This window comes from Rahnella sp. PD4 (assembly GCF_049199325.1).
Classification (GTDB): Bacteria; Pseudomonadota; Gammaproteobacteria; order Enterobacterales; family Enterobacteriaceae; genus Rahnella; species Rahnella perminowiae.
The window spans coordinates 36998-54679 of the sequence record NZ_JBLZQF010000004.1 but is presented as its reverse complement, the minus strand read 5'-3'; the positions used below and the strand labels follow the sequence as shown (position 1 = coordinate 54679).

The window sequence follows — 17682 nt, the reverse complement described above, 5'->3', positions numbered from 1 at the left end:
TTAAGCATAGCAACAAAGTGCCTACACCCCGGACAGGGAACAGGCTGCAGAAACGATCATACAATAGGGTGCATCAAATATAGGGGCAGGGGAGGCTTCTCTGACCTTTGGCGCCCCTGTCCGGCCAGGTAACATGCCGGCCGGACAGGGATTAACATCACAAACTTAACTTCCCGCTTCCTGCGGAGCTGGATCATCCTGTAAGTGCTTTTTAAAGTGTTTTTCAATCTGCTCTAACGTTTTGCCCTGCGTTTCCGGCGCAAAAATAATGGCAAATATCCCGCCTGCGACGCCGATGGCGGCAAAGCAGAAGAATGACATCGTCAGCCCGATAGATTCCAGCATAATCGGGAACATAAAGGCGATGGAGAAATTGGTCATTTGCATGGCAAATACCGATACGCCATTTGCCATGCCGCGGATGCGCATCGGAAAAATTTCCGATAACAACAGCCAGGTGACAGGCGATAGCGCACCTTGCTGGAAGCATAGGAAAACCAGCATGCCGCCTAAGACCAGATAACTGCGCACGGTATCCGGATGCCCGTTCACCGTTTCCGGCATCAGCCAGGTGATCAGCCCTATTGCCAGCAACGTACAGGTACAGCCAATTTGCCCGGTCAGTAACAGCGGACGACGACCAAAGCGGCTCAGTAACATAATGCCGACAAACGTCATCAGTACTGAGATCACACCGTTAGCGATGGTGGCGAGCAGGGAGGCATTGGTGCTCAGTCCGGTGGCCTGTAACATCGTTGGCGCATAGAACATGATGGTGTTGACGCCGGAAAGCTGCTGCAGCATGGCAATACCAATTCCCAGAAAGACCAGGCGTTTCATCCAGACAGAGATGGTTTTCTGACGGCGGGAATGTTTCTCGCTTCTGGAGCTCATGGAACTGCGGATTTCGCTTAGTTCTTTCTCCACTTTACTGGCTTTGCGGGTACGTTCCAGCACGTCACGCGCTTCGCGATAGCGGCCGTGCATGGCATACCAGCGTGGTGTATCAGGCAGGAAAAGCATCCCGACCCATAACACGACAGCCGGAACGCAGGCGACACCCAGCATCCAGCGCCAGGTGGTTTCGCCACCCCAGACTTCATTGATGGCCGCATTACTCGTATATGCAATCAGCTGACCGGAAACAATCATCAGTTCCTGCAACGTCACGAACTGCCAGCGGCGATGAGAGGGCACGATTTCCGCGATATAGATGGGCACAATCGCGGCCGCCCCACCGACTGCCAGCCCCAGAATAAACCGGCAGACAATCATTATCACGACGTTGGGCGCTGTGGCACAGCCGAGTGAACCGGCCATAAAGATCAGCGCCATTACCAGAATGACTTTTTTACGCCCGAAACGGTCGGCCACGCGACCCGCGCACACTGCACCAACGGCTGAGCCCAGTATCAGAAAACTGGTGACCATCCCGGTTGTTAAGGATGTCAGATGCAGATCGTGCTTCATGAACAGCAAAGCACCGGCAATAACCCCGGTATCGTAGCCAAAAAGTAAGCCACCCAGGGTGGCTATAAAGGCAATGACTTTTACCAGCGGTTCAGTCGGTTGCGGGGCTTTCGCCGCCTCATCCTGACCGCCACTGTTTATTTTCTTACTCACAGATGCTCCCTAATCATGACTTTATTATGGTTTTTGTGTGATTCAGATCACACGTTATAAATCTAACGCATAATCCGGATTTTGAAAGGAGACGGGAGAAATGAAGGGGAAACAAGGCTTCTGGTGCTGAATTTTCAGAAAATAGGTAACCTGCCGCAGGCACGCGGTCACAACTGAATTACACTCAGCAGAGCAATTTTTTGTCTATTTTTTCCGCTTTCTGAGCAAACGACCCCCATTCACGGGTCAGAGAAGTCTGTTTACGCGGCGATAAAGCGTCAGGTTTTGCCTGAAACGGCGCAAACCTATATTCTATCGGCCAATTTACTGAGACAGTTGCAATGAGGTCTATATGATTATCAAACCACGCATTCGTGGCTTTATCTGTGTTACTGCCCATCCGGAAGGTTGCAAGGCGAATGTTAAAGAACAAATCGACTATGTTACCGCACAAGGCAAAATCGCAGGCGGTCCTAAAAAAGTCCTGGTGATCGGCGCTTCGACCGGTTACGGCCTCGCTGCCCGCATCTCTGCTGCTTTCGGTTCTGACGCTTCCACGCTGGGCATCTTCTTCGAACGTCCGGGCGATGAGTCTAAAACCGCCACTGCAGGCTGGTACAACTCAGCCGCATTCGAAGAATTTGCCGATGCGAAAGGCCTGTACGCAAAAAGCATCAACGGCGATGCGTTCTCCGATGAAGTGAAGCAAAAGACTATTGAGCTGATCAAACAAGATTTGGGTCAGGTTGATCTGGTGGTTTACAGCCTGGCTGCACCGCGCCGCACCCATCCTAAAACCGGTGAAGTGTTCAACTCCACCCTGAAACCAATCGGTAAACAAGTCACTATTCGCGGCATCAATACCGACAAAGAAACCATCAACGAAACCACGCTGGAACCGGCAACCCCGGAAGAAATCGCGGGCACCGTGGCAGTGATGGGGGGCGAAGACTGGCAGATGTGGATCGACGACCTGAAAGCTGCCGGTGTGCTGGCTGAAGGCGCGAAAACCACGGCATTCACCTACCTGGGTGAAGAAGTGACGCAGGACATTTACTGGAACGGTTCTATCGGTGAAGCGAAGAAGGATCTGGACAAACGTGTTCTGGATATCCGCAGCACACTGGCAGAACAGGGCGGTGATGCACGCGTTTCCGTACTGAAAGCCGTTGTGACGCAGGCGAGTTCTGCTATTCCGGTGATGCCGCTGTACCTTTCACTGCTGTTCAAAGTGATGAAAGAAAAGGGCACCCACGAAGGATGTATCGAGCAGGTTTACGGTCTGTACAAAGACAGCCTGTACGGCGCTGAGCCGCTGGTCGATAACGAAGGGCGTCTGCGCGCTGACCTCAAAGAGATCGCGCCGGAAGTGCAGGAAGAAGTCGGTAAACTGTGGAATGAAGTCACTAACGACAACATCGCTGAACTGACTGATTTTGCGGGTTATAAAAGCGAGTTCATGCGTCTGTTCGGCTTTGGCCTGAACGGTGTTGATTACGCTGCCGATACCAATCCGGACGTGAAAATCAAACATCTGATCCAGATGTAATGTGATTTAACATACAGAGATGACTGAAACCCGCATTCGCCGAAAGGTGGGTGTGGGTTTTTTTATCAACACTTCACGCAGTGTTTAGTTGATTCTAAAAAGCCACTTTTGAAAGCGGCTTTTATAATCAAATAATTCACTCAACCGTATTTTTTGGCGAAGTTTTCATCTGAATCACACAGATAAATAATGAATTCAATGAAGGCAATTATTGAAGGAATAAACGTCCAGCAGAAGATGAGGTATAAGAATCCTTGCCCGATTTTACCCAGATAAAACTTATGAACACCAAAACCACCCAGGAAGAAAGCCAACAAAGCTGCAGCAACCCTGCTTTTAGTTCCCTGAGGATTAACGTTTTGAGTTGCTCCACAATGAGGGCATGATTTAGCCGACTCATGGATCTCCTTTCCGCATCCTCTACAAAAAACCATAGATCCCATTTCTATTTCCTTACATGTTATTATTCGGACTAATCTTACCCGTAATTATCATTAAGAAAAAGAGAATGATGATGCCTCAGCGAGAAGGGGATGCGTTCTGCCAGCTTACCGCGCGGGCAATGAATGGTCTTCAATACGCTTTATTATCAATAAATAACGCCGCAAACTCCACGGGCCGCAGCGTTTTTATGTCAGAACTACCTCCCATGCACATTAGCCATAAGCTACTTTGTGATTGATATGGTAAAAGGTCGCGGTGGCAGATTAGCAAATTTTTAAAACGGCCACTAAAAAGGGCGCATTCCGCACCCTGATATCAATTTCTATATTCTGTGCGACGATCTCACCGTCCGCTGAATACGTTCACGGGTCTTGGGATCAAAATACCGGCTTGGCCAGATGGTGCTTGGGTGTATTTCCAGTGCCTGGGCAATCAGGAGCTCGCCTTTCGGCCAGGGTCTTGAAAGTGCGTTAGACAGCGTCGAGGAACTCAGACCGGCAGCACGGGAAACGGCGGCCAGTGTGGTGCCTTTCTTACGCAATGCGGCAATGATATCAGCCTGATGCCAGTCGTGATTATTCATGACGGGTTACTCCTGTTTTTGACAGCGCAGGAACAGCAGGGCAGAAGGGCAGAAACGTAGGGCTATGTGATAGTTTCATCTTTGGATTCTCTGGTTTGTGAATTTAACCACCACCAGAGCTGCGAAACTCTTATTGGTGGTAGCTCAGACAAGGTTCGCAGTACCGGCACAAACCAGAAACCCGGCCAACCCGAAGGTTGCCCTGCCTGAGCCACCATTGGATGTACAAACACGATATCTCTGAGTTTGCAGGTGCAAGGGAGCCCAACACATAATTATGACATATGTGTTTCTGGTGTGGTATTCAGGCTGCGAAACCCGGCAGCGGATTTTGCCGCGGCGCACGCACTATAGCGTAATTGAGTGAGCTAAACCAACGGGTTAACTGCGGAAATGACGGGTGCTTTCCAGAGAAATTTCAGGCGTTGCAGCGGGTTACATGATTGACCCAGATGTAATTTGGTTTCATGCCAAGAGGTTGCAGAAATCCCCATCCGCCGAAAGGTGGGTGGGGGATTATTAATGTCTAAACGCCGCATGCACACGGCATTTTTATAGCGCCCTTCCATACACATCAGCCATAAGCCACTTTGTGATTGATATGGTAAAAGGTTGCGGTGGCAGCCATGACGTGTTGCTGTTCTTTACCTGGTTTGTGCGATTCCACATGGGTAATGTGGTAGCCGACGGCACCGGCATCCAGCGCTTTTTTAACAAATGCGTTATTGAGTTCTTCCATGGAGGTAGCCCAGGACACCGTGGTCACACCGACGGCCTGCAGCGAGGCAATCTCGCGATGTGATAACCCCGGGCGGACCAAAACAGGCTTAACCGCTTTGGGTGAGAATATAGACAAGACATCATTCACTAAGCCTTTCATGGATTTACCCCTCATCAGGTCATTTTTCTAAATCGGATCTTGAGTTGCACCGTTAATGAATAAAGAGGTTAACGCACCTGAAATATTCAGCGGGCAATGCTAATAAATACCTTTTCATGTAATCACCTTTAGCTTTAATTGCTAATTCTTTGTTAATTAATCTCCTGCCACAATTAACGCGAAAGTAAAAGAGGATATTTTCACCTGGTTACAGGTTAGGTATTTTTGAAATGAGTACAAAAAGGGGCACATGTCACCCCCCATGTCTGCGGAATGTGCACTTCACTTTTCATCCACGGTCCTGTGACACGCGGTCAGGATGTTAACGGGGAGATTCTCTATGCATTCCGGTCGAACTGCTCTTATCGCCGTCATTTCGAAAGCTGGTTTGCGGATGATGGCGCTGCACCGGGGAAAATTTACGAAATGGAGTCCTATCACGGCATGCTGGCTTGTGTGATAGCCGGAGGCGGTCTGGCGCTGATGCCACGTAGTATGCTGGAAAGTATGCCGGGCAGCAGCACGGTGAGCATCTGGCCGCTGGCCGATAATTATCGTTTTTTGACCACATGGCTGATATGGCGACGCGGCGTGTTAACCCGCAATCTGACAGAATTTGCGGCTCTGGCCCGTCAGCTGACGGTTAACCTTCCGCAACCTGCAAAATAATCTGCCAGTCCAGCGCGAGTTTCAGCACCACGCACGCCGCGCAAACAACAAAAATTGTCTTAAACATGGAGTCAATAAAATCCCTATGTGATGTAAATCACATTTTAATGGGCCGCAGCATAAACTTCATTTCATTTTTTGTGCAGAAAATGCTTTTTGGCGGTTTCGGCAGGGAGTTAGGGTTTATGACAAGGCGTTATTTAGCGCAATGAATAAGCCAGGTACTGAGGGTCGCGCCAAAAGAAAAGAAATGACCCTGTTTGTACATAATAGCACCGCATGTTATTCACGCAGCGATACTATTATAAAGAGGGGAAAATTTAGCTTAACAATTTTTTTCTGCTTATTTTGGGCTGCTCAGGGAGGTTTGTGCGGGGAGATTTATTAATCCATCATCTGTTCTTATAAAATAATGCATTAAAATTCAATAAACCGAAGCGACTCACACAGGAATTGTGTAATAAGGTGTAATATTATCCTGACGCAATTGATATCATTATTTGTTTGTGTAGAATCAGAGTGACTAATTTAATGAAACGCCTCTAAAGTGAGCACATCATGGACAATGCATTAAACGTTTTGAATAATATCCGTACACTTCGGGCTCAGGCTCGCGAAATGCCTTTGAGTACCCTGGAAGAAATCCTTGAAAAACTGACCGCCATTGTGGAAGAAACTCGCGAAAATGCAAAAGCGCGCAGTGCACAGCAACAAGAGCGCGACGAAAAATTACTGAAATATCGCGAAATGCTGGCAAACGACGGCATCGCGATTGATGATCTTCTGGGTCATCAGAGTGCGAAAGTCACCACCAAAGCCAAACGCAAGCCACGTCCTGCTCTTTATGAGTACACTGACACTGACGGTTCTAAAAAAACCTGGACTGGTCAGGGTCGTACACCTTCTGCCATTAAAGCAGCACTGGATGCTGGCGCTACACTGGAAAGTTTCCTGATCGCGCGCTAACCGAACGGTTGATGTGCTGAGTTTCTTCTGCCCTGCTTTTTAGCCGGGCAGGAAATGCGGTTCACTGTCAGTTTTTATTTTCTTATTTCCTCTCTTAAACGTTTCACTGTTCTGTTTTTTTACCCTTTCATTGCTATCCCGCATTGTTCTTAATGTAAGCTTAAGTCTTGGGAAGTAAGGTTAACGTATCTTCGTTTACCGGAACTTCTATGCGTAGCCGATACTCCTCTGTGCAAATTGTGATTCACTGGTTGGTGCTGGTTTTAGTCGTTTTTACTTATACTACGATGGATATCAAGGGGGCGTTCGCCAGGGGCTCTCAGGTACGCGAACTATTAACACTGACGCATTACAGTCTGGGTTTTTGCGTATTATTTCTGATGTGTGTACGGGTGTTTGTGCGTGCAATGTATAGCACGCCGCCTGTTAAACCTGCGCCACCCCGCTGGCAACATAATCTTGCGGTGCTAACGCACACGGTGATTTATCTGATGTTTATCGGATTACCCGTACTGGGTATTTTATCGAAATATTACGCCGGTCATGACTGGACAATGTTTAACATCATGATGCCAAAAAGTGTTTTCCCGGATATGGAATTGCAAAGGCAGCTTAAAACAGTGCATATGTGGCTGGCCAATACGGGTTATTACCTGATTGGTTTACACGCTCTGGCGGCGCTCTGGCATCATTATCGTCTGCGTGACAATACACTGGTGCGGATGCTACCGGGGAGAAAATAGCGCACGTAATGACGGACATGAAAAACCGTTACGAGATGTTAAGTCAGACGATGCGATTAAAGTGACGCGCCGGGCAGAAAGGGGATTCGGTGTCAGGGAACAATTGTCTGCGTATGAAAGCGGCGGTATTCTAAAACCCCTCTAATCAAAAGGATATTGAAATGGATACGACTGAAGAGCTGAGCGGAACGTACTTTTATCACGGGCATGCCAATCTGAGTAACCAAGAGTTATTTGGTCTAATTTTTATTGAAAGCTTATCAAACCACCTTGGGTTGGATACTACGGCTACAGTTCTCATTATTACAGGGCAGCCTTACATTCCGGTTCCGGGCAAGATGGTAACTGCAATACCGGGAACCAGCGTAGCGTCAAAGCTATCGAGGGCCCTTTTAAAGCAAGCCAAACTGCCCTTTGGCCTTAGAGCGTGGACGCCGGTTGGTAAGTCGTTCAATACCTTGACTATGCGAAAAACCACGAAATGGGCTGCACTGATAGATATGTCCCCTTTGTTGGATATGCAATGGCAGTCATATTAATTCAGCAGGTGGCCGCCGAAACCAGATCAAAATATAATTTAATAGCACGTCCAGAAGATCGTATTGCATGGACGTACTTTTAATGGAAGAAAAAGTCTTATTAATGTTCCGCGAGGAAATACCTGGTTACTACGATTTCGATTTGAAAAGGGAAGTGCCGCTTGAGTTTGATACAGAGCTACAAGATTTTGCTCCGGGTGATGATTTCGTATATGCCCTCGAAGCCTATGAAAAAACCTTTAAAGTGGATCTGTCAGTTGTAAATTGGTCCTTCTACTTTCCTTGGGAAAACCTTCCGTTTTTCACTCGCTGGTTTAAGGTTAAGCGTAAGGACATAGAAAAGACCAGAAAGCCCTTAACGGTAAGAATGTTCGCAGAATCGGCGAAGGCGGGTAAATGGCTTTATGATTAAGGGGTTTTCGCCCCTTTTTAATCATGCAGTTTGGCGATCATTCCACGAATCAGCAAATATAATGTTCCCATCATTATGCTTCCAGGTAATTTTCTCGTAGCGTAAATCAACGCTCTCAAGATGGCCCGTGCCGGGACAGTTGCGGGTATCGTGCATCATAGGAGAAACGGAAATCACCCTCACCACTTCCAGGTGGTTCCGCTTTTCCCCGTACTGAGATTTGACGTCATACATGATCGGCCCCGCGCCCATTTCCCCGAGCTTTCAAACAGTCCAGAATTGATCACCTCCCCACATGATGGCGGTTTTTTTGTTTTAATGGATGACAGATTGTCTGCGCCATAGATAAGGCAATGTGTGGCAGCTTGAGCATTTCTGCTCTTGGCGCATTTTGGGTGCAATCGTAGGAGTGATGCTGCGCAATAATGGGAAATCACAGATTTTGAATACGCCCGTTCTGCATTTAAAAAATGCGCGAACAGGCGGATGGTAATTAGTTTAATTCTCGGTTTTTCTGATACACACAAAGGTGTGTATACGCCGCCTGTAACAGCGGAATATTTATCCCCACACGCGTCGCGCGCCCGACCAAATCACCAATAATCTGGTCGGCTTCAATCGGATATCCCTGCGTCATATCGCGGTACATGGAAGAGGTTTGTGGCGAGTTTTTATCAGTGACCGCTTCCCTGACTTTTGCCACGGCCGCCACGCGTTCCGCGTAGCCAAAGGCTTTCATGGTGGTCAGTGCCTCGGTGACAATAGCCTGCGCGAACTCTGTTCCGCCGGGTGCAGAAGCCACCTGGCCGATGTTTCCGCGCATGGTGCAGGTGATCGCGCCAAAGCTCGACAGCAGCAGCCACTTTTCCCACAAATCGCTGATAATGGTTTCAGAAAGCACCGCGTCGATACCCGCACTCTGGAATGCCTGATCGACTTTCAGAATACGTTCGGTTTTTTCGCCGGAGAGTTCGCCATAAATAATCTGGTGCAAAGGTGTCATCTGATGAATATGTCCTTCAGCATCCAGCGTCGCGTTGATCTTGCACAGACCACCGATTAACGCATGTTCACCGAAACGCAGACTCAGTGTCTCCATATGTTTCATCCCGTTAAGTACCGGCATGACCATCGTATTTTCACCCACTACCGGTGCGATATCTTTCATTGCGGCTTCCAGTCCGAAGCTTTTTACTGTCAGCAAAATCAGATCATACGGGCCGGTCAGCTGAGATGCCTGTATTACATTGGGCTGCACATGGAAATCACCGTGCGGGCTGTGGATCGTGAGCCCGTCCTGTTGTACCGCGCGCGCGCGTTTTTCACGTAAAAGAAATGTCACGTCCTGCCCGGCCTGCGCCAGCCGTGCCCCGAAATATCCGCCGGTCGCGCCAGCGCCCACGACTAAAATCCGCATTTTTTTCCCCATCGTTCAAGACATTCAGAAATCAACCAGTGGGTTTTAAACTACGGGAAGAGGGCAACAGGAAGCAAGAGGGGATGATGTATTAAAAGCACACCGGTTGCTGATGGCGGGACTGGTTGATGCACCCGGACAATTGCGCAGCGGCGATGTGGGCGTTTATCGAGATAATCAGCTTATTCATAAAGACGCCTTTATTACCATTCCAATACTGGCTGAAAAAATGATGCTCAGTCGCAGATCTATCGAACGTAATAATAAACAACTTCAGGATAGCCATCGGATTGAAAGGGCGGGGCCAACCAAGAAAGGATCCTGGAAAATACTGTGACTCCCCGCCCGCCGCCAGGGAGCCATAACAGAGGATATAACCGGGTTATTTCCCCCGCGCCAGAACCTTGCGGTAAAGCACCGGCAGTGAAATCACCACGATCAACATCGCACCGACAATCACTGACATCACAATCCCCGGCACATTCAGCAGGCTGAGGCCGAATGTCAGCAGTCCCATCAGGAACGCGGCAATAATCACGCCGGTCATGCTGCCGGAACCGCCGAGTACACTGACACCACCGAGTACAGCCATGGTAATCACGCTCAGCTCCCAGCCGAGCGCCAGTGTCGGTCGCGTACTGCCGAGGCGCGATGTCAGCAGAACTGCCGCCAGCCCGGACATCACGCCCACCAGCACGAACAACGTCAGGTTGTGTCGCTTGACGTTGATACCGGAATACCAGGCGGCAACCGGATTATTACCGATTGCATAAGTGCGGCGGCCAAAGTTAGTTTTGTGCAGCAGGAAATAAAATACCGCGCCCAGTACCAGGAACAACGCGAATTCAAACGACAACGGCCCCCAGACATAACCCTGACCAAACCACGCAAAACTGGCGGGATATTTATTCAGCGACTGATCACCCAGCAGTACATAGGTAATACCACGGAACAGACTCATGGTCCCGATGGTAATCACGATAGAAGACAGATTCAGCCGTGTCACCAGCAGTCCGTTGATCAGCCCGCACAATAAACCCACGCTGAGCCCCACACCCACCAGCGCCGGTGTGGGTAAACCAGCCTGAGCGCAGAATCCCATGATGGTGGAACTCAGTGCCATGGTGGAAGCGACCGACAGGTCGATCTCGCGGGCGATAATCAGCATCGCCATGGGGAGCACAATGATGGCTTTTTCGGTGAAGTTAAATGTTGCGTCCGACAGGTTCCATATATTGAGGAAATAGGGTGAAGCGAACGCATTCACCACAAACACCAGCAGCGTCACCAGCAGTAAAAAACCTTCCCAGCCCATCAGGCGGCGGAAAAACGGCGTGACGGCCATGGTGGTTTTTTCGCCGGAGGCGGAATGTGGCGTGTTGCGTGACGTTAAGGTTTTGTTCATGAGCTTACCCCGGTTTCAGTTCGCACAGGCCGGACGGCAGGCGAGTGGCGCAGAATCAGCCGTCCTTTACGTTTATTGGCACGTTCATTGAGGATGACGGCAATCACAATCACGCCGCCGGAAATCGCCATCTGCCAGAACGGCGACACTTCAATCACCGGCAGGGCATTATTGATGACGCCGAGGAATAGTGCGCCCAGCAAGCAACCGATCACCGAACCGATACCCCCCATGGTGCTGATTCCGCCAATAACGCATGCCGCGACAATTTGTAATTCAAAACCGTTGGCGACATCCACGTAAGCCACGGCAAAGCGTGAGATCCACAGATAGCCGCAGAAACCCGCCAGCGCACCGGAGAGACAGAAGCTGACGAATTGCATTTTGCCCGCGTTGATGCCGGTGTAATACGCTGCGGTGGCATTGCCGCCAGCTGTGTATAGCGCACGTCCGGTACGGCTGTAACGCAGAAAATATGCCACCAGAATCAGTGCGGCAATCGCACACCAGCCCAGTAGCGGCAGGCCGATAAAGGTGGTGCGTGGCAGACTGAGAAAGTCAGGGCTCATCTGGTGAGCGTTGATCCAGCCACCGTTGGAGAGCAGAAAGATAATGCCGCGATAAATGCTCATGGTTCCGAGCGTTACCACAATCGGCGGAATACCGACTTTCCACACCAGCAGACCATTAATCGCGCCCATCACCAGTCCCAGAACAGTGGCCAGTAACACCAGTGACCACACCGGGATATCCGGATGGTGGAAGTTAATCAGTGCGACAATCATGCCGGTCAGCGCCAGATTGGCGGCCATCGATAAATCGATACCTTTGGTCAGCAACACCATCATCTGCCCGAGCGCGAGGATGATTAAAATCGAGGTGTCGTTAAACATCTCAAGCAGGTTTCCGGCACCGACAAACTCCGGCGAACGCGCGCCGACGCTGAGCACCATCAGCACTATCACCACCGCCAGCAACAGTTCGCGATATTTCAGCAGGTTTCTGATCATGCTGCCTCCTCGCCCGCGCCGCTGGCCGCGCTGACAATCCTTTCTGCGGTGGCTTCGCCGGCATTGAATTCTGCGACCATCAGCCCTTCATGCATGACGATAATGCGATCGGCCATGCCCATGACTTCCGGTAATTCGGAAGACACCATAATTACCGCCAGCCCGTGCCCGACCAGCTCAGACATAAACTGATGTACCGCCGCTTTCGATCCGATATCAATGCCCTTTGTTGGCTCATCGAGAATGATGATATCCGGTTTGGTCGCCAGCCATTTCGCGATGACCACCTTTTGCTGATTACCGCCGGACAGCGTGCCCACGGCCTGTTTCCAGCTGGACGCTTTCACCTGCAACCGTCTGGCGTAATCATCGGCCAGCGCCCACTCTTTTTTATCATTGAGGACGCCGCGCGGATTAAGCTGGCTGAGTTGCGGCAAACTGATATTCTGGCTGATCGGCAAATCAATGATCGCTCCCTGTTTCTGCCTTTCTTCCGGCACGTACACAATCCCGGCGCGGATGGCCTGCGACGGGCGGGAGAAATGCTGTTCTTTGCCGTTGATGAGGATTTTTCCGCCGTTTGGCTGTGTGACACCAAACAGCGCCTGCATCAGCTCGGTACGTCCCGCCCCCACCAGCCCGTAAAAGCCGAGGATTTCGCCTTTGCGCAGCGAGAAATTAATGCCCGCAAATTCGGTCGGATGGCTCAGGTTTTGCACTTCAAGCACGGTTTCCCCAGGCTCGCAGTTCACTTTCGGGTATGCCTGACTGACTTCACGGCCCACCATCATGGTCACCATCTGCTGCTCGCTGATGTCACTGATTTTGCCGGAGCCGACATAGCTGCCATCGCGCAAAACGGTGTAGTAATCGGAGAGGGTGAAAATCTCGTCGAACTTGTGTGAGATAAACAAAATAGCTTTACCTTCATGTTTCAGGCGTTCGACAATCTGATAAAACTCAATAATTTCGTGCTGAGAAAGGGCGGCGGTGGGTTCGTCGAGAATCACCACCTGGGCATCAAACGACAGTGCGCGGGCGATCGCCACCATGTGGCGTTGCGCGATACTCAGTTCTTTGAGGATAGCGTGAGGGTCAATATTCACTTCAAGTCGCGTCAGGATATCACGCGCCTGCTGATGCATCGCCTGCCAGTTCAGACGCTTGAAAATGCCGTGATAAAGATAGTGGCCGACAAAGATATTCTCGGTGACAGAAAGTTCGTCAAACAGTACGGTTTCCTGATGGATAGCGGTGATGCCAACTTTGTGGGCGGATTCGGGATTCGGCAGTTTTATCGGAATAGCTTTATAGTGCAACTCCCCTTCCTCCGGCTGATAAATGCCGGTCATGACTTTCACCAGCGTTGATTTTCCCGCGCCGTTTTCGCCAATCAGGGCGGTTACTTTACCCGGATACAAATCCACGTGAACGTTATTTAACGCCCTGACACCCGGAAAGACTTTGCTGATGCCCTGCAATGACAACAGCGGTGTCGCTGAATCACTCATGTTGTTTCCCCAGTCTGACTAAGTACAACAAAACGGCTGACCGGTAATCCGGCCAGCCGCGTTCAGGATCAGAAGATTTTAGAGAATTTATCGATATTACTGGCGTCGTAGACAAAGGGTTCAGCCATAGCACCGCTGCCGTCTGCATCAAGTTTCACTTTACCTAAACGGCCCATGCTGGCTTCCGTCTTAGTGGCGGTGCCTTTCACCAAATCATCAGCCAGATAGGTGGCGGCGTAACCCAGATCTATCGGGTTCCAGATGGCAAAACTTTTCGTTGCACCGGATTTCACTGCGCCTGCCATTTCAGACGGCAGCCCGAGTCCTGTTACGTAAACCTTACCGATTTTGCCCTGATCTTTGACCGCCTGCGCCGCTGCCACGATACCCACGGATGAAGGGGAAATAATCACTTTCAGATCCGGGTAGGATTTCAACAGACCAATGGTTTCGCGGTAGCTTTTATCTGACAGATCATCACCATAAGCGACGGTCACCAGATTCACCGAAGGGTATTTCGGCAGCACTTTTTTCATTTCCGCAATCCACAGATTCTGGTTGGTGGAAGTAGGGGTTGCGCTCAGGATCGCGACATCACCTTTCTCCACATTCAGCGCTTTCAGCGCGTCGGCAGCCAGTTTGACGTTGGTTTCACCAATCAATGCATTGTTGGAGGGATTGAGATGGATCTGGCGGCCATCTTTGGCGACACCGGAATCCCAGGACACCACTTTAATGCCGCGCTGCATGGCTTTTTTCAGCACCGGCACCAGTGCATCGGGGTCATTGGCCGAGACGGCGATGGCGTCGACGCCCTGCGCAATCAGGCCATTTAGCACTTCGATTTGCGCTTCGGCGGTGGTCGTTGTCGGGCCGGTATAGATTACTTTTACATCACCCAGTTCTTTGGCAGCCTGCTGAGCGCCGACGTTTGCTGCTTCAAAAAAACCGTTGCCCAGCGACTTTGCCACCAGTGCAATTTTCACTTCTGCCGATGCCGCGCCTGCCAGCAGAATACTGCCCGCCATCAGGGTGAGGCTCAGTACGTGTTTTAATTTCATTGTTTGTACTCCGCATAAAGTTTAACGACTAAAAAATTGCCGACGCGCCAGGCGCATGATCACGACTCTAGGAGGTTGCTGACAGGCTCACCTTTCCGCGAGTGCCAGTTCAGCGCGAACTATGGCAAAGATGCAAAGGTTTAAGCGAACAACCTCACAATTTGATAACAATCTTGTTTCGGTCATGCCAAACGGTCAGAAAAACACACATTACCGGTCTTAGAAAACCGCACTGAAATTGGGCATAAAGCTACGCAGGGTGCCGGATTGCAAAGGATTTAATAAGGAAGGGAATGTTTTGTTCAAAAGCGGCTGGCGGATCACAGTTTCAACCCGATGGACACTCCGGCGCCGACTAAGATATTACGATAATGTTAATAAGGAGTCGGAAATGACCGTGTTACGCAGTAGTGAGTATTTTCTCTCAGGAGATTTCCCGGTCGCTATTGAACCCCGTTATCCGCAGGAAACCTTTCCTGAACATCATCATCAGGATTTCAATGAAATTGTGCTGGTTGAGCATGGCACCGGCACGCACGTTTTTAATGATCAGCCGCTGATCCTGAGTTCGGGCAGTGTGTGTTTTGTACGCCACTGCGACCATCATCTCTATGAAGATACCGACCACCTGCATCTGACCAACGTGCTGTATCGCAGCCCGAATGCGTTTCGTTTTCTCAACGGCGTCGGTGATTTACTGCCACAGGAAGTGGACGGGGTCTATCCTGCGCACTGGCGCATCAGTCCGAATCAGATAATCCAGGCTAAAATGCTGATTGATTTGCTGGCGCGATCCCCTGCTATGCAATCTCCGCAATCGCAGGCGCAGCAGGAATTATATTTTATGCAGCTGTTATTGTTACTGCGCAAAGGCAGCCGTGAGGTGGGTTATCGCGGGCAGGGCGGTGATCTGAACAATCTGCTGGACTGGTTGAATGAGCATTACAACGAGGACGTCGACTGGCCTGAACTGGCTGCGCGGTTCTCAATGTCGCTGCGCACCTTGCATCGCCAGATGAAACAGCAAACCGGCTGCACACCGCTCAATTACCTCAACCGCCTGCGTCTGCTCAATGCGCGTAACATGCTGCGTTTCAGCGACAGCCCGATAACCGAGATTGCGCACAACTGCGGTTTCTGTGATAGCAATTATTTCTCCACATTGTTTAAACGCGAATTTGGTTATGCCCCCCGAAGTGTGCGCCAGTAGCCCCGTAATTTGCAAAAATGTTATGTCAGTCAGTCCGACCATGACATTTTTGCCATTTCTCAAAATTAAATGGCAACCACGGAAAGGTAATGACTCCCCGGATAGAACAGGCTGTTAAAACTTCACAAAAAAGAGCTTTTTTATTAACAATTCGTTCATCACCTCTATCCGTATTTGGAGACGCTACATGAGCACAGTTCAGAAACGTATGTACATCAACGGCGAGTTCGTCGAAAACACGGGCGGTAAATGGATTGACGTTGTGAATCCGGCGACAGAACACGTGATTTCGCAGATCCCCGAAGGGTCGGCTGAAGATGCTAAAAAAGCCATTGATGCGGCCGAAGCGGCGCAACCGGGCTGGGAAGCCTTGCCTGCAGTAGAACGCGGCGTGTGGCTGCATAAAATCGCCGACGGTATCCGTGAGCGCGAAGCCGAACTGACTGAAACCATTATTGCGGAGGGCGGTAAAACCTACGGCCTGGCGCAAACCGAAGTGCTGTTCACCGCCGATTATCTTGACTACATGGCGGAATGGGCCCGTCGCTATGAAGGGGAAATCATTCAGAGCGACCGGCCAAATGAAAACATCTTTGTGTTCCGCAAAGCCATCGGCGTGACCACCGGTATTTTGCCGTGGAACTTCCCGTTCTTCCTGATCGCCCGTAAAGCAGCACCGGCGCTGATCACGGGTAACACCATCGTGATCAAACCGAGTGAAATCACGCCAAACAATGCGGTGATCTTCGCGGAAATTATTCACAAAATTGGTCTGCCAAAAGGTGTGCTGAATATTGTCACCGGCTACGGTCCGACAGTCGGGCAGGAACTGGCGGCGAATCCGAAAGTCGGCATGGTCAGCCTGACCGGCAGCGTAGCAGCAGGCATCGCCACCATGACCGCAGCGGCGCAGAATGTCACCAAAGTCTCGCTGGAACTGGGCGGCAAAGCCCCGGCTATCGTAATGAATGACGCAGACTTGGATCTGGCGGTGAAAGCCATCGTCAGTTCGCGCGTCATCAATACCGGGCAGGTGTGTAACTGCGCGGAACGCGTTTACGTGCAGGAAGGGGTGTATGACGAATTTATTTCCCGCATCAGCGAAGCGATGAAGAAAGTCACATTCGGCAATACCGCTGAGCAAAAAGAGCTGGATATGGGGCCATTGATCAGCGGTGCAGCATTGCAGCGTGTGGAAGAAAAAGTGGCGAAAGCCGTGTCACAGGGCGCAAAAGTATTGCTGGGTGGAAAGCGTCATGGTGATAAAGGTTTCTTCTATCAGCCGACAGTGCTGGTGGATGTAAAGCAGGATATGCCGATTATGCATGAAGAAGTGTTTGGCCCTGTACTGCCGGTTGCCACGTTCAAAACGCTGGATGAGGCGATTGCCATGGCAAACGACAGTGAATACGGGCTGACGTCATCGATTTACACCAGCAACATCAATACGGCGATGAAGGCGCTTAAGCAGCTGAAATTTGGCGAAACGTACATCAACCGCGAAAACTTCGAAGCCATGCAGGGCTTCCACGCGGGCTGGCGTAAGTCAGGTGTCGGTGGCGCCGACGGAAAACACGGTTTGCAGGAATATCTGCAAACACATGTTGCATACCTGCAGTTCCATTAATGAACACACTGTGGCCGGAGCAGGGTAACCTCT

Annotated in this window: 15 protein-coding genes and 4 pseudogenes; 9 read left to right on the top strand and 10 right to left on the bottom strand. The window is 50.4% G+C overall.

The features are described 5' to 3' along the window. Positions 1–165: 165 nt before the first annotated feature. Entirely contained in the window at positions 166–1623 is a 1458-nt protein-coding gene (locus ACOZIO_RS12050) for a sugar porter family MFS transporter (RefSeq protein WP_129953374.1), read from the bottom strand. 352 nt (positions 1624–1975) lie between these two features. On the opposite strand from ACOZIO_RS12050, the gene fabV reads away from it, so the two are divergent. After that, positions 1976–3172 (top strand): enoyl-ACP reductase FabV, encoded by a 1197-nt coding sequence (fabV, locus tag ACOZIO_RS12045; RefSeq protein WP_129953373.1) that lies wholly within the window; start codon positions 1976–1978, stop codon positions 3170–3172. A 140-nt stretch (positions 3173–3312) separates the two neighbouring features. On the opposite strand, the gene ACOZIO_RS12040 is transcribed toward fabV, so the two are convergent. From ACOZIO_RS12040 to ACOZIO_RS12030, 3 genes are all read right to left on the bottom strand, one after another. Continuing rightward, on the bottom strand, positions 3313–3615 hold the full coding sequence (locus ACOZIO_RS12040) for a TM2 domain-containing protein (protein WP_129953372.1): 303 nt from the start codon (positions 3613–3615) through the stop codon (positions 3313–3315). Positions 3616–3938: 323 nt separating this feature from the next. Continuing rightward, the gene (locus tag ACOZIO_RS12035; protein ID WP_129953371.1) at positions 3939–4199 is read right to left on the bottom strand and encodes a helix-turn-helix domain-containing protein; all 261 of its coding nucleotides are present in this window, start codon (positions 4197–4199) and stop codon (positions 3939–3941) included. 574 nt (positions 4200–4773) lie between these two features. Next, a complete protein-coding gene (locus tag ACOZIO_RS12030) occupies positions 4774–5079 on the bottom strand; it encodes a DUF1471 domain-containing protein (protein ID WP_129953370.1) in 306 nt (101 codons plus the stop codon). Positions 5080–5373: 294 nt separating this feature from the next. On the opposite strand from ACOZIO_RS12030, the pseudogene ACOZIO_RS12025 reads away from it, so the two are divergent. From ACOZIO_RS12025 to ACOZIO_RS12005, 5 genes and pseudogenes are all read left to right on the top strand, one after another. Next, positions 5374–5748 (top strand): annotated as a pseudogene (locus ACOZIO_RS12025) (LysR substrate-binding domain-containing protein); the annotation flags it as partial. A 558-nt stretch (positions 5749–6306) separates the two neighbouring features. Next, entirely contained in the window at positions 6307–6714 is a 408-nt protein-coding gene (locus tag ACOZIO_RS12020) for an H-NS family nucleoid-associated regulatory protein (RefSeq protein ID WP_129991103.1), read from the top strand. Between the two features lie 209 nt (positions 6715–6923). After that, on the top strand, positions 6924–7457 hold the full coding sequence (gene cybB, locus ACOZIO_RS12015; protein ID WP_129953368.1) for a cytochrome b561: 534 nt from the start codon (positions 6924–6926) through the stop codon (positions 7455–7457). Between the two features lie 161 nt (positions 7458–7618). Beyond that, positions 7619–8079, top strand: a pseudogene (locus ACOZIO_RS12010) (STM2901 family protein). Further along, the gene (locus tag ACOZIO_RS12005; RefSeq protein WP_129953367.1) at positions 8064–8408 is read left to right on the top strand and encodes a DUF1493 family protein; all 345 of its coding nucleotides are present in this window, start codon (positions 8064–8066) and stop codon (positions 8406–8408) included. Before ACOZIO_RS12010 ends, ACOZIO_RS12005 begins: the two are co-directional and overlap by 16 nt. Before the next feature lie 21 nt (positions 8409–8429). Here ACOZIO_RS12005 and ACOZIO_RS12000 read toward each other — a convergent pair. Both ACOZIO_RS12000 and panE read right to left on the bottom strand, forming a co-directional pair. Continuing rightward, a pseudogene (locus tag ACOZIO_RS12000) lies at positions 8430–8600 on the bottom strand (type VI secretion system tube protein Hcp); the annotation flags it as partial. 301 nt (positions 8601–8901) lie between these two features. After that, the gene (gene panE, locus ACOZIO_RS11995) at positions 8902–9825 is read right to left on the bottom strand and encodes a 2-dehydropantoate 2-reductase (RefSeq protein WP_421595314.1); all 924 of its coding nucleotides are present in this window, start codon (positions 9823–9825) and stop codon (positions 8902–8904) included. A gap of 82 nt (positions 9826–9907) precedes the next feature. Between panE and ACOZIO_RS11990 the strand changes: the two are divergent. Then, a pseudogene (locus tag ACOZIO_RS11990) lies at positions 9908–10015 on the top strand (Fic family protein); the annotation flags it as partial. A gap of 192 nt (positions 10016–10207) precedes the next feature. Here the strand turns inward: ACOZIO_RS11990 and ACOZIO_RS11985 are convergent. From ACOZIO_RS11985 to rhaS (ACOZIO_RS11970), 4 genes are all read right to left on the bottom strand, one after another. Then, on the bottom strand, positions 10208–11170 hold the full coding sequence (locus tag ACOZIO_RS11985) for an ABC transporter permease (RefSeq protein WP_129953731.1): 963 nt from the start codon (positions 11168–11170) through the stop codon (positions 10208–10210). 56 nt (positions 11171–11226) lie between these two features. Continuing rightward, entirely contained in the window at positions 11227–12240 is a 1014-nt protein-coding gene (locus ACOZIO_RS11980) for an ABC transporter permease (RefSeq protein WP_129953365.1), read from the bottom strand. Further along, positions 12237–13751: a sugar ABC transporter ATP-binding protein gene (locus tag ACOZIO_RS11975; RefSeq protein WP_421595313.1), complete on the bottom strand. Its 1515-nt coding sequence runs from the start codon at positions 13749–13751 to the stop codon at positions 12237–12239. Before ACOZIO_RS11975 ends, ACOZIO_RS11980 begins: the two co-directional genes overlap by 4 nt. Positions 13752–13819: 68 nt before the next feature. Then, positions 13820–14812: a rhamnose ABC transporter substrate-binding protein gene (gene rhaS, locus ACOZIO_RS11970; RefSeq protein ID WP_129953363.1), complete on the bottom strand. Its 993-nt coding sequence runs from the start codon at positions 14810–14812 to the stop codon at positions 13820–13822. Between the two features lie 391 nt (positions 14813–15203). Here rhaS (ACOZIO_RS11970) and rhaS (ACOZIO_RS11965) point away from each other — a divergent pair, with 391 nt between their 5' ends. Together rhaS (ACOZIO_RS11965) and aldA are read left to right on the top strand one after the other, a co-directional pair. After that, on the top strand, positions 15204–16022 hold the full coding sequence (rhaS, locus tag ACOZIO_RS11965) for an HTH-type transcriptional activator RhaS (protein ID WP_129953362.1): 819 nt from the start codon (positions 15204–15206) through the stop codon (positions 16020–16022). 187 nt (positions 16023–16209) lie between these two features. Continuing rightward, complete coding sequence (gene aldA, locus ACOZIO_RS11960; RefSeq protein ID WP_129953361.1) at positions 16210–17649, top strand: aldehyde dehydrogenase; 1440 nt, start codon at positions 16210–16212, stop codon at positions 17647–17649. Positions 17650–17682 lie beyond the last annotated feature (33 nt).

What these genes read in the sequence shown, in the direction of transcription:
- fabV (WP_129953373.1), top strand. Translation starts at nt 1,976, where the DNA reads ATGATTATCAAACCACGCATTCGTGGCTTTATCTGTGTTACTGCCCAT.
- ACOZIO_RS12040 (WP_129953372.1), bottom strand. Translation starts at nt 3,615, where the DNA reads ATGGGATCTATGGTTTTTTGTAGAGGATGCGGAAAGGAGATCCATGAG.
- ACOZIO_RS12035 (WP_129953371.1), bottom strand. Translation starts at nt 4,199, where the DNA reads ATGAATAATCACGACTGGCATCAGGCTGATATCATTGCCGCATTGCGT.
- ACOZIO_RS12030 (WP_129953370.1), bottom strand. Translation starts at nt 5,079, where the DNA reads ATGAAAGGCTTAGTGAATGATGTCTTGTCTATATTCTCACCCAAAGCG.
- ACOZIO_RS12020 (WP_129991103.1), top strand. Translation starts at nt 6,307, where the DNA reads ATGGACAATGCATTAAACGTTTTGAATAATATCCGTACACTTCGGGCT.
- cybB (WP_129953368.1), top strand. Translation starts at nt 6,924, where the DNA reads ATGCGTAGCCGATACTCCTCTGTGCAAATTGTGATTCACTGGTTGGTG.
- ACOZIO_RS12005 (WP_129953367.1), top strand. Translation starts at nt 8,064, where the DNA reads ATGGACGTACTTTTAATGGAAGAAAAAGTCTTATTAATGTTCCGCGAG.
- panE (WP_421595314.1), bottom strand. Translation starts at nt 9,825, where the DNA reads ATGCGGATTTTAGTCGTGGGCGCTGGCGCGACCGGCGGATATTTCGGG.
- ACOZIO_RS11985 (WP_129953731.1), bottom strand. Translation starts at nt 11,170, where the DNA reads ATGGCCGTCACGCCGTTTTTCCGCCGCCTGATGGGCTGGGAAGGTTTT.
- ACOZIO_RS11980 (WP_129953365.1), bottom strand. Translation starts at nt 12,240, where the DNA reads ATGATCAGAAACCTGCTGAAATATCGCGAACTGTTGCTGGCGGTGGTG.
- ACOZIO_RS11975 (WP_421595313.1), bottom strand. Translation starts at nt 13,751, where the DNA reads ATGAGTGATTCAGCGACACCGCTGTTGTCATTGCAGGGCATCAGCAAA.
- rhaS (WP_129953363.1), bottom strand. Translation starts at nt 14,812, where the DNA reads ATGAAATTAAAACACGTACTGAGCCTCACCCTGATGGCGGGCAGTATT.
- rhaS (WP_129953362.1), top strand. Translation starts at nt 15,204, where the DNA reads ATGACCGTGTTACGCAGTAGTGAGTATTTTCTCTCAGGAGATTTCCCG.
- aldA (WP_129953361.1), top strand. Translation starts at nt 16,210, where the DNA reads ATGAGCACAGTTCAGAAACGTATGTACATCAACGGCGAGTTCGTCGAA.